At 38.2% G+C, this 15,873-nt stretch carries 12 protein-coding genes; 3 read left to right on the forward strand and 9 right to left on the reverse strand.

Annotated features, from left to right (window positions below):
• Window positions 1-133 precede the first annotated feature (133 nt).
• Complete coding sequence (locus tag FH971_RS16170; protein ID WP_140235006.1) at window positions 134-1,336, forward strand: ammonium transporter; 1,203 nt, start codon at window positions 134-136, stop codon at window positions 1,334-1,336.
• Between the two features lie 103 nt (window positions 1,337-1,439).
• On the opposite strand, the gene FH971_RS16175 is transcribed toward FH971_RS16170, so the two are convergent.
• Complete coding sequence (locus tag FH971_RS16175; protein ID WP_140235007.1) at window positions 1,440-1,688, reverse strand: hypothetical protein; 249 nt, start codon at window positions 1,686-1,688, stop codon at window positions 1,440-1,442.
• A 427-nt stretch (window positions 1,689-2,115) separates the two neighbouring features.
• Here FH971_RS16175 and FH971_RS16180 point away from each other — a divergent pair, with 427 nt between their 5' ends.
• Entirely contained in the window at window positions 2,116-3,624 is a 1,509-nt protein-coding gene (locus tag FH971_RS16180) for a CotH kinase family protein (protein WP_140235008.1), read from the forward strand.
• A gap of 479 nt (window positions 3,625-4,103) precedes the next feature.
• On the forward strand, window positions 4,104-6,584 hold the full coding sequence (locus FH971_RS16185; RefSeq protein WP_140235009.1) for a bifunctional diguanylate cyclase/phosphodiesterase: 2,481 nt from the start codon (window positions 4,104-4,106) through the stop codon (window positions 6,582-6,584).
• A gap of 114 nt (window positions 6,585-6,698) precedes the next feature.
• On the opposite strand, the gene FH971_RS16190 is transcribed toward FH971_RS16185, so the two are convergent.
• The 8 genes from FH971_RS16190 to FH971_RS16225 all read right to left on the reverse strand — a co-directional run bounded on the left by FH971_RS16190 (window position 6,699) and on the right by FH971_RS16225 (window position 15,869).
• Window positions 6,699-8,885 (reverse strand): OsmC domain/YcaO domain-containing protein, encoded by a 2,187-nt coding sequence (locus FH971_RS16190; RefSeq protein ID WP_140235010.1) that lies wholly within the window; start codon window positions 8,883-8,885, stop codon window positions 6,699-6,701.
• A 478-nt stretch (window positions 8,886-9,363) separates the two neighbouring features.
• Window positions 9,364-10,380 carry a hypothetical protein gene (locus FH971_RS16195; RefSeq protein WP_137225806.1) on the reverse strand — a complete coding sequence of 339 codons (1,017 nt, stop codon included), beginning with the start codon at window positions 10,378-10,380 and terminating at the stop codon, window positions 9,364-9,366.
• 607 nt (window positions 10,381-10,987) lie between these two features.
• Entirely contained in the window at window positions 10,988-11,215 is a 228-nt protein-coding gene (locus FH971_RS16200) for a hypothetical protein (protein WP_137225804.1), read from the reverse strand.
• Window positions 11,216-11,543: 328 nt separating this feature from the next.
• A complete protein-coding gene (cspE, locus tag FH971_RS16205) occupies window positions 11,544-11,756 on the reverse strand; it encodes a transcription antiterminator/RNA stability regulator CspE (protein ID WP_137225803.1) in 213 nt (70 codons plus the stop codon).
• Between the two features lie 307 nt (window positions 11,757-12,063).
• Window positions 12,064-12,450 (reverse strand): ribosome recycling factor family protein, encoded by a 387-nt coding sequence (locus FH971_RS16210; protein WP_140235011.1) that lies wholly within the window; start codon window positions 12,448-12,450, stop codon window positions 12,064-12,066.
• Complete coding sequence (locus FH971_RS16215) at window positions 12,447-13,235, reverse strand: polysaccharide deacetylase family protein (RefSeq protein WP_140235012.1); 789 nt, start codon at window positions 13,233-13,235, stop codon at window positions 12,447-12,449. The genes FH971_RS16210 and FH971_RS16215 overlap by 4 nt, the downstream gene beginning before the upstream one ends.
• Before the next feature lie 615 nt (window positions 13,236-13,850).
• Window positions 13,851-14,063 (reverse strand): hypothetical protein, encoded by a 213-nt coding sequence (locus FH971_RS16220; protein WP_140235013.1) that lies wholly within the window; start codon window positions 14,061-14,063, stop codon window positions 13,851-13,853.
• 33 nt (window positions 14,064-14,096) lie between these two features.
• Window positions 14,097-15,869 (reverse strand): hypothetical protein, encoded by a 1,773-nt coding sequence (locus FH971_RS16225; protein WP_240778366.1) that lies wholly within the window; start codon window positions 15,867-15,869, stop codon window positions 14,097-14,099.
• Window positions 15,870-15,873 lie beyond the last annotated feature (4 nt).

Consider the following 15,873-nt stretch of genomic DNA (forward strand, 5'->3'; position numbering starts at 1 on the left):
GATCATTTCAGCAACATTTTCATGAGTTTGCACCAAACAGGTTCAAAAAGTGATAGCAAAGTAACGATTTAGGAATGACTTTTGCTTTATAACAGTATGAATTGTAGAAGAGAATCGCTTTGTGGGTACTGAAATGAATAATATTAGTGATGCTATTGGCGTTATTGCACAAAGTGCAGACACCCTGTTTATCTTACTTGGTGCAATTATGGTTTTAGCCATGCACGCTGGCTTTGCATTTTTAGAAATGGGCACGGTAAGACATAAAAACCAAGTCAACGCCTTAGTGAAAATTCTGACTGACTTTGCTTTTTCTGCCATGGCCTACTTTGTCATTGGCTACCAAATAGCTTATGGCAACCACTTCTTTGTCAGCGCAGAAAGCTTGGCCACCGATAATGGCTATCAACTGGTTAAATTTTTCTTTTTACTGACCTTTGCAGCAGCCATTCCAGCAATAGTATCTGGTGGTATTGCAGAACGCGGCAGCTTTAGACCTTTTTTACTGGCATCGGCATTAATTGTTGCCTTCATATACCCTTTGTTTGAGGGGATTATGTGGAATGGTAACTTTGGTTTTCAGGCGTGGCTAGAAAGCCAATTTGGCTCCCAATTTCATGATTTTGCCGGTTCTGTTGTAGTACATGCCATGGGTGGTTGGTTAGCTTTAGTCGCCATCTATTTATTAGGCCCACGACGCGGTCGTAAACCTGGTATTGCGTTTGCTCCATCGAACATCCCGTTTCTTGCACTAGGCTCTTGGGTGCTTATTGTCGGTTGGTTTGGTTTTAATGTCATGTCAGCTCAAACCCTCGACGGCATTAGCGGCTTAGTTGCGGTGAACAGTTTAATGGCTATGGTCGGCGGTACTATTGTGGCGCTTGTTGCCGGTAAAAATGACCCTGGTTTTATTCATAACGGCCCTCTTGCTGGTTTAGTGGCCGTGTGTGCGGGTTCTGACTTAATGCATCCTGTTGGTGCATTTATTGTTGGTGGAGTGGCCGGTGGATTATTTGTATGGGTTTACACCAAGTTACAGCGTAGCAATAAGATAGATGATGTACTCGGTGTATGGCCATTACACGGCTTATGCGGTGTATGGGGCGGTATTGCTGCGGGGATTTTTGGTCAACAAGCCTTAGGCGGTCTTGGCGGAGTCAGCTTTTTGTCGCAACTCATTGGTAGTATTGCCGGGGTAGCGGTTGCATTAATTGGCGGTATGATCGTTTATGGTTTAGTTAATAAAATATCAAGTTTACGCTTAAGCCAAGAAGATGAGTTTATTGGCGCGGATTTAGCAATTCACAAAATTGGTTCAACCAATTCAGACAAGTAGCTGAATGAATTAATATCGATAAATAAATTCTCAAAAATCTCCAGTAAACTAAGGGCAGGAAATGTATTTCTGCCCTTGTTTAGTTTACCGATGATTTTGGAGGTTAATGCTTGGGTTTTACCCCATTCTTCACCATATCCTTGCCGCTTTCAAAGATTTCAGCTGTAACTCCACGCGCCAATAACAACTTATGATTATCACCAAACACCGCAACAAAATGACTACCATCAGCATTATTGGTTGCCAAGCCAACCCCAGCTACGCCCTCTAAGCCTAAACCACCCTTTTCGACTATCAACAAAAAACGCTCTAATTCAGCTAGATTGTCGATTACATCATTTTCAACATTCATTTATACCCCCAATAGGTTTCATACCTAAGTAAGCGTTAACTTATTATTGAGAAGGATTATATCATTGTAAATTTATAAGGTACCACTGCATATCACCACAATAATTTTTTTACACTCCCTCCCGTAGCCCCTAACACCAACAATACCTACATTCTAGTTTGAAGCGGTAGTATCATTCCAACTCATCAACAACAGCAAAACAAGAACAAATCAGACATACCAATTTACCGGACATACAACCAACCCAAAAGCACCTAACTAAAATACAGCGATCATCATTGAGTTAAGAGCTAATAGGATCAAAATCGTACTTTTATCTACTTGCTAGTTTCTTCCACTAATACTGCACATCTTCTGCACTTTTTTTCGATAACATCCTCGTAACGGTTTTACATTTGCAATTACCCCTTAATGCTAGGAGAGCCCAATGTTTTCCATCAATAACTTACATAATACCCATCGGCTGTTTCGCCTGCCGATAATGCTATTACTTATCATCACATTTAGTTGTGTATTTATGCTCACTGGCTGTGGTAGTGACAGTGATAGCACTTCAGATGTCACTGAAACAGCCACCAGTACAGATACCGATACCGATACAAGTACAGATACAGATACAGATACCGAAGATGTAGTCACAGATGCGGATTTTGAAGCTACCGATTGGACAGACGAAACTCACAGTAAAAATGTTGATCCTAACTTTACCGAAGTATTTAATGATACTGAAGTTAAACGATTCGATATCGTCGTGACTGAAGAGCGCTGGCAAAGCATGTTAGATGACATGACCGCAATCTATGGCGAGTTTGGTCGAACCTCATCAAATAGCTTAACTGATACTGATGAAGACCCTATTTTTGTACCTGCTGAAGTATTTTATAACGACATTGAATGGTATCGAGTGGGAATTCGCTTTAAAGGTAACTCATCACTGCAAACCAGTTGGCAACAAGGAATTTTAAAACTCGCCTTTAAACTCGATTTTGACGAATATGAAGATGATTACCCACAAATTAAAAATCAACGATTTTATGGCTTTAAAAAATTCAGTTTGAAAAACAACTTTAATGACGAGTCAATGCTACGAGAAAAAGTCGCCGCAGATGTATTTAAAGATGCAGGTTTAGCTGTCTCTCATACCGGCTTTTACACCTTATATGTCGACCATGGTGATGGCCCAGAATATTTTGGTTTATATACCCTAGTTGAAGAAGTTGACGACACCTTAATTGATACTCAATTCTCTAGTGATGACGGTAACTTATATAAACCTGAAGATGATGGCGCGACTTTTGTAGACGGTTCATTTAGCCAAGACGATTTTGAAAAGAAAACTAACGAAGACGACGAAGATTGGTCTGATATCCTTGCTCTATTCACAGCTTTACATGATGATGATACGGCCAGTAGCGACCCAGAAACATGGCGTGCAAATCTTGAAGCCGTATTTGATGTTGATGTATTTTTAAAATATTTAGCCGTCAATGGCATTATTCAAAACTGGGATACTTACGGCATAATGCCACACAACTACTATTTATATAATAATCCTGAAACATCACAGCTGACATGGATCCCATGGGACAACAACGAAGCCTTGCAAGACGGTAAACAAGGTGGCGCTTTAGCCTTAGATTTTTCTGATTTAAACTCTAATAGCTGGCCTCTCATTGCAAAAATTTACGCAGATGATGAATACCGAGACCGCTACAACCAATATTTACTTGAAGTCATCGGTGATGCATTCGAAACCAATAAAATGCAAGCCAGCTACAATACATATTCAGCTCTTATTGCTCCATACGCCACCACAGAAGTATCAGGCTACAGTTTCTTAGAAAACAGTGATGATTTTTATGATGCTATCGATGAGCTTTTAGAGCACGCCGAAGACAGAGCCACAGCGGTAGACAGTTACTTAGACAAACAATAGCTCAAAAAACAGCTCAAAAATTGTTTAAATAGAAAACACCTACAATCTAAGCTCTATGTAACAAAAAAAGGTCATTTATTACAACATAAATGGCCTTTTTTTATCTCTATAGTACGCAGTCACCTACGACTTATTCCTTAATATCATGCCCAAAATGAACAATGCCCCATCTACTTACCAATGATCACAGATGATAGAAATCACACTTAAAATAATAGACTTTCATGCATAAAACCCAAAATATTGCCTGAATGATAACTGCGTACAAAAAATTAATAATAAAATACAATTATTTAAATCAAATCAACATCGTCCAACCAATTAGAGTGGCCGTGACTATAAATGTTCGTAAAACATACAAATTAATGCATAATCAACTATGATTAATTATTAGATGCATAAAGAAATAAACGTCTAAATAACTATCGGATTGTTTTTATACACAATTCAAGCAGTAAAAAGGAATTTACTAAGCTTTCATGATGATTTTAAACGATAAAAAGTTAGTTAACCTAATAAAGTACACACCAAGTATTGTCGTTGGCTTTTTCGCGATTACTGTCAATATTATCATTATTAAAGACAATCAAGATAAAGCCTATGAAAGTATCAAGTCCCTTCGTGAAGACATTATTGAAACAAATAAAAATGCCGTAAAACAATCAACCAATAAAGCATCTAATTATATTCTTTATAAAAAGAAAATGCTCATAGATGAGCTGAAAATACTGTCTCAGCAACGTGTAAACGAAGCATATGCAATAGCAACAAACATCTACAACAATAACCAAAACAAACCCAAAACCACAGTGACAAAATTAATCACGGATGCGTTACGTCCAATCCGATTTTATGAAGGGAGAGGTTATTTTTTTATCTTTCAAATGGATGGAATTAATGTCTTACATGGACTTAAACCCGATCTTGAAGGAAGCTCTGCTTGGGATGCTCAAGACCTACGGGGATCATACATTTTAAGAGAGCATATAAACTTAATTAAGCAGCAAAATGGAGAAGCTTTTTATCACTGGTGGTACCAAAAACCCGGGGAAGCTTTAAAAAAAGAATATGAAAAAATTGGCTTTGGAAAGTATTTCGATCCCTATGACTGGTTCATAGGAACTGGTGAGTATGTTTCTGATATTGAAGATGATTTACAGATATCATTGTTGAAATCTGTTATGGGTTATGAACATACAAAAAATGAAAATTTATTTATCATTGACGGCGAAGGCAATTTACTTGCGAATGAAACCAAAGATAACAATTTAGCATTTCTTATCAATTCAAATTCGACAATAACTGAAAAAATGGCCACTCAAGCCCAGTTTGAAGGCAACTTTATTACCTTCAATGATACTTCCTTGAACCAAGCTGATATTAACAGTACTGAGATTGCCTATATCAGGCGAATTAAGGATTGGAATTGGATAGTAGGCTCATATTTTGATTCAAGCAAAGTTAATAACTACATAAAAATTAAAGAACAAGAAGCAAAAGCGCTGAATCAAAAAAAACTCACCAATGTCATAATATTAAGTGCTTTTTCAACACTGTTTATGGTGGGGAGTTCGCTCATAGTGAGCAACTTAATTGCTAGACGTTTCCATCGTTTTCAGCAACGAATTGAACATAATATCCATGCATTGGAAGCCTCAAAAAGCAAACTCCACCACATGGCCTTGCATGATGCGTTAACAGGGTTATCTAATCGAATATTGTTACTAGAAAAAATTTATGAAGCCATAGAATCAGCAAATATTCACCATCAACAAGTCGCTATTGTATTTATCGATATTGATGACTTTAAAAAGGTCAATGACTGTCATGGTCATTCCGCCGGTGATGAGTTATTAAAAGCTATTAGCGAAAAATTTAAACATGCTTTTGAGTCAAAAGACACCATATCGCGATTTGGTGGTGATGAATTTGTCTTTTGCTTTCCGCAGCTCAATAATCTCAATGAAGCCTATCTTAAAGTGGCCCAAATACAGCAATTATTTGATGAGAAATTTATTGTCAATGGCCGAGAGATAATGACCCAATGTAGCATTGGGGTTAGTATGTATCCTTCTGATGATAGCCAACCTGAAGGCCTTATCCGCAAAGCTGACATCGTACTCTACAAATCTAAAGCTGAACTTAAAGGTAGCGCTACCTTCTACAACTATCAGTTGAATGAACAAATTCAATATAAATATTTACTAGAAGAAGAACTCAGAAGAGCACTCGACAATGAAGAGATATTCCTTCTTTATCAGCCACAAATAGACACAAAAACACAACAGCTAATTGCAGTTGAAGCACTCGCAAGATGGGAACATCCAAAACTCGGATCTATTTCACCCGATGACTTTATCTGCATAGCTGAAGAAATTGGGATCATTAAAGAAATTGGTCTATTTGTATTTCGCCAAGTCTGTACAGATATATTAAGTGTGTCCCCAGCAGGTAAAAATGCCATTAATGTTTCGATTAATATTTCCCCAAAACAGCTAATGTCACCAGACTTTATTGATTTAATTACACAGGCAACCGATGAAATAGGTATTGATCGACACCGAATAACCTTAGAAATCACCGAAAATGTCATGCTTAATGAGCTTGAAAAAACATATGACATATTAACTGAATTAAAAAAACGCTCGTTCTGCATCTCACTAGATGACTTCGGCACCGGATATTCATCATTAAGTTATTTAAATATGCTACCTTTTGATGAAGTTAAAATAGACCGCTGTTTTGTAAATAACATTACTATCAGTAAGCAAAGTAAGGCCCTCATCAAATCAATTTTAGCCATCAGTGATGCATACGGAATGATAACCGTCGCTGAAGGTGTTGAAAAGAAGGAACAACTTACCATGCTGCATTCTCTTGGCTGCAATTTAATCCAAGGCTACTATTTTGATAAACCTTTGACGTTATCTACACTGCACAATACTTATTTAAAGCAGTAAGCATTTGATCTGAACTCGTCGTCAATCATGGTCATGAAATCTGGCTAACTTCCTCTAACAAAAAGAGCGAACCATCAGGTTCGCTCTTAGAGAGATTTCAAGCAGATGTATTACTTATATTCCAGCTTTAATTTTACGCGCTTGGTGCAGTTTCTTGTAACTTTCAATCAAACGTAGATGCGGCTCGATACCTTCTAAATTCATGCTAGTTTTGCTCAGGCCATAAAAACGCACCGTGCCATTAACCGAACCTACCACATTGTCCATCACATCTTGACCGAACATACGGTTAAAGTTGCCAATAAAATGCTCAAGCTCTAAATCTTCATCTAACGTCACTTCTAATACTGCGTTCACAGCTTGATAGAATAAACCTCGTTGCACAGTATTGTCGTTAAACTGCAAGAACTCTCCGACTAACTCAATGGCGTCTTCATGGGCTCCTAATGCTAGGTAAATCAAGATCTTCAATTCGATAATAGTTAATTGGCCCCAAACAGTGTTCTCGTCGAACACAATGCCGATTAAAGTGCGAATATCGGTATGATTATCTAATTGACTTTCTTCTAAGCGATTCACTAGCTTACCTAACGCTTTAGTGCTTAGTGAATGCAGGTTTAAAATGTCTTCACGGTAGTTTAAGGCTTTATTGGTGTTGTCCCAAATCAAGTCATCAACTGGATACACTTCAGAATATTCAGGGACTAAAATACGACAAGCAGACGCACCTAAATCAGTAAACTCGGCAATATAAACTTCTTTGCCCATGGCTTCTAAGATACCGAATAAACCGCTGGCTTCTTCTTCACTAGTGCCAGTAAAATCCCATTCACAGAATTCATAATCAAACTTACTACTAAAGAAGCGCCAAGAGATAACCCCTGTTGAATCGATAAAGTGCTCAACAAAGTTTTCTGGTTCAGTTACTGCCATGCTGTTAAACGTTGGCTTTGGCACATCGTTTAAGCCTTCAAAACTGCGACCTTGTAATAACTCGGTTAAGCTGCGCTCTAATGCCACTTCAAAGCTAGGATGTGCACCAAACGAGGCAAAGACACCACCGGTACGAGGGTTCATCAAGGTCACGCACATGACAGGGAATTGGCCGCCTAATGAAGCATCTTTCACTACAATAGGGAACCCCTGTTCTTCAAGCCCTTTAATACCCGCTAAAATACTTGGGTATTTCTCTAGTACCGCCATTGGCACATCAGGAAGCACTATTTCTTGTTCAATGATTTGACGCTTTACCGCACGCTCAAAAATTTCAGATAAACACTGAACATGGGCTTCTTGCAAGTTATTACCTGCACTCATCCCATTACTTAAAAACAAATTTTCAATAAGGTTCGACGGGAAATAAACTGTTTCACCATCAGATTGGCGTGTATATGGAATAGTACAAATACCACGATCTTTATTACCAGAATTGGTATCAATTAGGTGCGAGCCACATAACTCTTCATCTGGGTTATAAATGTCTAAGCAATAGTCATCTAAAATACCTGAAGGTAACGAATCATTACCTTCGAGTGCAAACCATTTTTCATTTGGATAATGTACAAACTCGCTATTTGCGATTTCAGTACCAAAGAATTGATCATTATAAAAAAAGTTATTATTGAGACGCTCAATAAACTCACCTAATGCTGAACATAATGCGCTTTCTTTAGTGGCACCTTTACCGTTAGTAAAACACATTGGTGATGCAGCATCACGGATATGCAAAGACCAAACGTTTGGCACAATATTTCGCCAAGAGGAGATTTCAATCTTCATTCCAAGATCGGCTAATAAGCCAGTCATGTTTTTGATGGTTTGTTCAAGCGGTAAATCTTTACCCAAGATAAAAGTATTCTCGTCACCTTGAGGTTGGCCCATCAACATTGCATTGGCGTCTGCATCAAGGTTATCAACGGTTTCAATTTTAAACTCAGGGCCAGTTTGTACTACTTTCTTAACGGTGCAACGCTCAATCGAACGCAAAATACCTTGGCGGTCTTTATCCGAAAGATCATCCGGTAATTCCACCTGGATTTGGAATATTTGGTTGTAGCGGTCTTCAGGATCAACAATATTGTTTTGCGACAACTTGATATTTTCAGTCGAAATATCACGAGCTTTACAATACACCTTGATAAAGTAAGCCGCACACAGCGCAGACGATGCTAAGAAATAATCAAAAGGACTAGGAGCTGAACCATCACCTTTATAACGAATAGGTTGATCGGCCGTGACGGTAAAGTCGTCAAATTTAGCTTCGAGTCTCAAGTTATCGAGAAAATTTACTTTGATTTCCATTGCATATATCCACAGTCTTACGCGGCCAAATAGCCAGCTTGTCTAATTGAGGTGAATTATCGGTGTTTTTGACCCAATAGTCTTGGGTTAATTGCCTTAAAGAAGGCATTAAGTGGATTTAGCTGAATAAATAGTGTCGTTTAGCTCGAAAGCCTGCAGTACGGATTTAGCTCAATAACAGGAAATATTGAAGGTATTTATATTATCAATCTTGCGTTATATCCGGTACTAGCGGGGCTCATAAAGTGATTCCCCAGCGATGCATACTGATGCATTAATAATGCTTTAACGCCAATTGTTGATAGAGGGGTTATAACGCCTTATGACCTAAACTAGTCATAAAGTTTAGGGGAAGACCGGTTAACCATAAAATTAGTCATTGGAATTAGTCTTAAATGATGAGGAGTTCTCACCCCTCATTCATTTAAAACTAAGTAACGAGGAAAAATGTACACAAATTAAAGGCTAAATTATCAACCTAGCGAATAGTGATGTCTCTTCCGAAATACTCTTTAGAGTCATACTTAATAATCACATTGTTTAAAGATGCACCGTTATTATCCATCACCAATTTATGTGAAATAGCACTAAGTGAAATTAAAATATCTTTACATTCAATTCTCGCTTTCATCACCGAAACAGAAGCCGTTCTTAACACTTGAGAAATTAGCTCATGATTCTTACCTATTAACGCTAAAATGAAGTGCACAATGACTTCAGAGCACAAATCGGTATCTTCGATATTGCTTGGTCTAATTACTTTTTCGACGTAATCGTCTTCTTTTCCTGAAGGGACAAATCGTTGCACCCAATAAAAATAATCTTCATCAAAAATGATTGATTTTATCGGTTGCATATACTTGTCATCAGCAGATATCTTTTGGAATAATTCCTTTTTAACATCATCTGTTACATCAATTAACTGATCGCCAAATTCCTCATTGAGTCGTGAAATGATAATTTCTAATTCTTTTAAAAGAGAGACATTACCAGATGTTACTTTATTATAAGCATCACCAACTTCATCAATATTCTGTTGAAATACACCAATATACTTGTCGCCTTCTTCAATAGCATCAAGTAAAGGTATCAAGCTATAGCGTCTCACTTGAATCAACTCATAAAATTGGCCTAACTCTTCACGGATAGCTTGTAGACGATCAATCGCTTTAACCAGAAAATTACTGTCTCTCTTTATCGCTAAATTTAATCGTGAAAAATCCAATTGTTCATCTACGGTTCGCACTCGGTTATCAATCATGTTTTCATAAGTTTGAGTTTCATTAATCAACAATGAAAATTTATCTTCCATTTCAGAAAGTACATCTTGTACTTTTTTCAAACTGGTCGATCTCACTTGTTGGTTAATTCCGCGCACTTTTTCAGCTTCTGCTTGCTTCTTTTCGCGAATAATCCAAGTCACTGCTGCGCCAACGATGGTTAGGCTCGTAGCCATATCAAAACCAAGTTGAACATTATCAAACCATGAACTCATTTTTTTCCCTTAAATGTCATTTGCCTATGTGCACAAACAGTAATAACGGATTAAACAACGAATGTCATCACGAAAATAACCAAAAGGTAACAAAAGTCACATTAATAACCGGAAAAAAAGTCTTTTTTAGTACATTAAAAAATTATCAACCACTATTAAATAACAATATAATCAGTACATTAAAATTTTATTGTAGCAAATATACTGTTACATAATATCAAATATATCAACTGAGTAATAAGTGAGCTAATTAAAAATTATTTTATCGTAATCATTATATTTATCGATTCAAAATCAACAACTAAAAAACATCATATTTAAGTATTAAATTACTATTTTTGCCCCTTTATGAAATTTTTTAAATTCGATAAATTAGGAATTTTCTGTAGTGATTCAGAATGATGAAAAGTTGAGGTTATTAAAAGCGATTGAGTGCTAAAAAGCATAATAGAAAATAGAAAATAGAAAATAGAAAATAGAAAAGGAGGATATAGTTGGTGTTAATGATTGAGCATTATCGCATCAACTTTCTTAAAAATTTTTAAATTGGAATCCGTACCAGGATTTAAACTCAGGGTTTGGAATCAACCAAACTAATCTACTACTTTTAAGTTAGTTTCGTTTCATGGTTAACCAATATAAACGTTAGATACATTTTTGTCGGCAACGATAACACCATACCAAAAGCCACACACATTGCACTAATCATGATGCCATTAATACCCATCATCTCAATGGTATTACTGAAGTTATGGCAATAAATACCTAACAAGATTAAGCTAATCCCTACCGATATACATATTTTTAATATCAAAATTATTTTGGTATCAGACATGAACACCTCGCAGTCATCATTATTATATCCAATGAGTATAATGATTCGTTTTACGGTGATAAGTGTTGATGAAGATCATAAAAACATCGAGAGAGGATCGAACCAACTAATAAAGTGAGTCAGATCTTAAATAGAAAAGGCAGAGTTGGTCTTGTTGTCTCTTATCTGGGCATATCGTTAATCAATGGACTTGTAATCGGATAAAGTAAATATAAATTAGTTACTTGTGAACTCGAGCTGATATGAATAAGGGATAAATCACTAAATTATAGATACAAAAAAGCGCAAACAGTCGCTAAACCATTTGCGCTATCTTACAAAGTAAGAGTTACTCAGCTACTACGTTAGCAGCTTGAGGGCCTTTTTGGCCTTGCTCAACTTCGAAAGAAACTTTTTGGCCTTCAGCTAAAGTTTTGAAACCTTCTGAAGTGATTGAACGGAAATGAACGAACACATCAGCGCCGCCATTATCAGGAGTAATAAAGCCAAAACCTTTATCTTCGTTAAACCATTTTACTAAACCAGTTGTTTTATTAGACATTTTGTGTCCCTTATATATTTAAATTTAATCAATCTGTCGCGAAAATGCGATGCGCTCAAGCTTGAATTATTGAATGTCACGATGAAGCTAAGGGAAACACAGAGGATAACAACGATAACGCAGAGATTCTAAGGCTTTTCTTTTACTTGATGTTCATTAATAACTCTGAATGTCAGAGCAGGCTGTATAATACCTTGGTTTCAAGTATTGTAAAGGTTTATTTTGAAAAATATGACATTTATTGTATTGATGATGGATATTCAATGCTCTGATTATCTACTATCTAGCGAATCGTACCAACCTAATTTCATAAGTCCGCATTGAAGCGTGCCACTCTGGCTTCAGCCATAGTGCATTGAGTCAGTTGAATTAATTCCCCTAAGGTAATGCTAGGGGTTTGGTTAATCAAACGGGCAAGCTTTGCGTCTAAAGGCTCTAACTTGTCGGCATGCCCCAACAATGCGGTTACAATCTTTTTGATAAGATAACTAAAGCCCTCATCACTATCCGCTCTTAATTGTTCGGTAAACGATTGAATACTCATGGCATTGCCTGACACAACCCAATTTCGCGAACGACGTACACGCTTCAGCTGGCAATCACACTGCAATGCTATCGTTTTAGCTTGTTTGGCTCTATCCCCACCAATTCGATGAATAAGAGAAGGAAGGAGGATAAAGATGTCTTCTGTCATAAGATACTATTGGCATACCTCATCAAATTAATATATGAATCAACATAATAGAGTTCTCTATTATCCGCTAAAAATGTCAACAACTCAGCATGCGCTTCAGATGAAACAGATAGATAATCTCCGCCTACCCCATGAAAAATAATATTAATTAACAATATATCCGAGGATAGTTTCTGAACATATTCGATCAGTTGTTCTCCATTTTGTCCTTCTGGATACAATATAGGTGAAAATCGTTTATCATCCCCTTGACCTTTAATAGCAGTAAATAGATGTTCTATATCATTGAGGTACTTTTTACCGCCCACCGGTAAGTTACTACCGACAAGCAAGTCACCGCAGGGAACCGTATAAGTCCTTTCAGTTTTACCATCAATCGCTTTTAGTAAGATATTAGCAACTGCCAGCTCCTCAATCATCTGTATGACACTATAGTGATCAAGGTCATGATGCATTTCAACCCAGTCCCTATCGGCACGTGAACCTCTACACGGATGATACACACTATGGTTACCAAGCTCATGGCCAGCGTTTGCAACTGCTCGCCACTCCTCCATTCGCACATTCAACACAGGAGAGTTTGCGACTACGTAAAACGAGGCTTTAAAATGATGTTTATTAAGCTCGGGAATAACATGATCTAATTGACTGTTTAACGCATCATCATATGAAAGACTTATAGCTAGCGTCCTCCCGCCTGGCCAAGTAAATTCCTTACTCGGTGTTTGCGAGTAACTAGAGAATGAAAACAGTAATACCAAAAAGAATAAGCTTATTTGAATCATAGAATTCACCTTTGATAATATTTTTGTGAACTTAAATCCTAGCCTAACGTTTTAGAATTTATGAGTAAAAGCATGCTGGGTATGGTTTTTGCTCGATTTGGTTAATGCCAAGCCAATCTTAACCGATTAATTTATGTTATAGAAATGAGATTTTATGCGGTAGTTGTTTTTTAGCAGACTAATGCAGTTCGTTGGTTCTAATTTTAATATATCTCAAACTGAAATCCATTTATTCAATGATTGAATAATGCTAATAAACTATTTAGGTCAATATATGTGATCGAAATAAAATTCTGACTGGTATTTATCAAAAGAAATGAAGACTTTGAAATTACCGTTTCTACGGTTGCTTCTACAGAATTGAAAACGGCTCGCATATTTCTATGCAAGCCGTTGTTTTATTTGGCAGGGGTGGCAAGACTCGAACTCGCAACCATCGGTTTTGGAGTAAGCGCTAATTGTTTTTAGATTCAATGCTGTAATAAAAAAGCGTAGAAATAAACTATGCCGGATAGGTAAGGTATCTTATTGATTTTTAATGACAGGCTTTGCGTATTTCTACGGCTTTATTCAAAGATTAATGCATAAATAACCTGTGTTCATCTGTGTAACTTACTAAACCTCTATCTCTACAAACGCCAAATCTGGTGCTGTCCCTAGCACCCTGCCGTCTTGGACATAGATATGATCGCCAACGCTGCCTGAACCTATTACTCGTTGAGTATGGTTGCTGGCAGTGCTGGCGGTGACGGTGCCATCGGTGTTAACGGCGTTAATCGTCATGATGGTACGCGGGGCGCTTAGGCTTTGTTGTAACTGCTTTAACATTACGATTCCTTATGCTGGTTTTGATACAACAGCTTATGCAACGTGACGAACGACGGTGATGGTTTGCTCTACATCGATGTCGCCAGTGTCGCTAATTGATGCATTGATCGTCACCGAATCGCACGTACCTTTGAACACATCAACACCTTCACGAATACCAATCAACATACCAGGTGTTGCAGGTGGTAAATCGGCCATAATCGGCAAGCTCATATTGATGTTAAGCTTATTGCCCGTGTCGGCCAGTGCGTTGGTACCGGCTGTTCGTGCTGCTTGGTTATCAACAATCAATTGAGCGCTGATGTCATCGGCGGCGATATTGCCTGCAGTGCCAGCACGTTTTACTTTTGCGCTAATACCCTGCTGCTCACCCCGAAGCCAAACCACATTGCACTCGGTACCGATTTCTTTTGATTCGCTGTAACTTGTGATCACCGCATCGTGCACGGTTAAGTCTGGTGTTACACCATCCATTAACCACGGCACGGTTGGCCAACGTGGTACCACGGCTAATGCTTTGGTTTCATCATTAGATAACAACATGCAACCCAATTGAGCAACGGCTTCTTGCACTGCATCGATGGGTGATTTATTGCCAACACTGAACGCACCTACAGGTACGTTAAAATCAACGATGCCATTAAGCGCAATAGTCCAACCTGTGAATTGCAGCATGTCATTAAGCAAACCAGCAAAACTGCGTGATGTTGCGTTGGTATAACTAATAGGCAATACGTATGGAGTAGCAAGTTCGGCGCTGCGGCTGCGGCCCGTTCCGCGATACGTTTCATTGCCAAACACTTTGCTTACACTGGTTTGTTCTACCAAGGTAAAGAACTCATAGCCGTTTATACCGACTTTAAGCAATTGGTTTTCAGCACGGCTGGCATCGATTCTGCTTGAAAAATCGATACTCACCGAACTGGCCCATTGGCCACGGCTGCGGCTGATACTGATATTACTGATAACAATCGGTACGTCGTCAGACACACGCACACACGTAATGGTTGGCTGCATTAAATAATACCTGAGCAGTTGAGGTTCAATGGGGGTTTCAAAATCAAGACTGGGTAAGCTTGGGTTGGCATCGATTAGCCCACCGCCATCGTCAAAATAACAATAGTTAGCAGATGCCGTAAAACGTAACAGCAAAGGGCTGGCTGAACTGGCCCAAGGCTCACTGAAGCGTATCGAGATTTTGCCGGTTGGTGGTCGATAACGAGTTGAGCAAATCCAACTGGCGGTATGCGGGCCCCAAGCAATGCTAGGTTGAGTAACACGAATGTGACCATAGTAATAAGTCACGTTAATCAAATTACTGCATTCGTTACCGTCAGCCCAATCTATTGTCGATTCAATAGCGAGTAAGTTAGTCGTTGTTTGCCAGTTCATCAGCCATTGGGTTTGCTGTTGAGTCGGTACCAACCAATTTAATTCACATTGTTGTTCAACGCTGTCAGCCACAAACCATTGCCACGCATTTATTACGGTTAATAACGGGTTTGCAGCATATTCAATTAAGTAGGTTTGCTGAGTAAGTGGTTTGTATTGCCAATTAATAATGGTCACGCTATCAATAGCAAAATGAGTAAACCAAGCCGCGGTTGTTTCACTCTGCCTTGGTTCGCAATAACTAACTAATTGCAATTGGTGATCAGCACGCACAGGTGGTTGCCAGGTGACGCCTAAATTAATACCCAACGATGGTGCCTTGATTGGTGGCAGCGGCACTACTTCACCACCAAAACGTATCGTTACTGGTGATGTGGCATTTAACCATGGTTGACCAAAGCGTAATTGGATCATATTA

The organism is Shewanella polaris, assembly GCF_006385555.1.
In the GTDB taxonomy this organism is placed as follows: Bacteria; Pseudomonadota; Gammaproteobacteria; order Enterobacterales; family Shewanellaceae; genus Shewanella; species Shewanella polaris.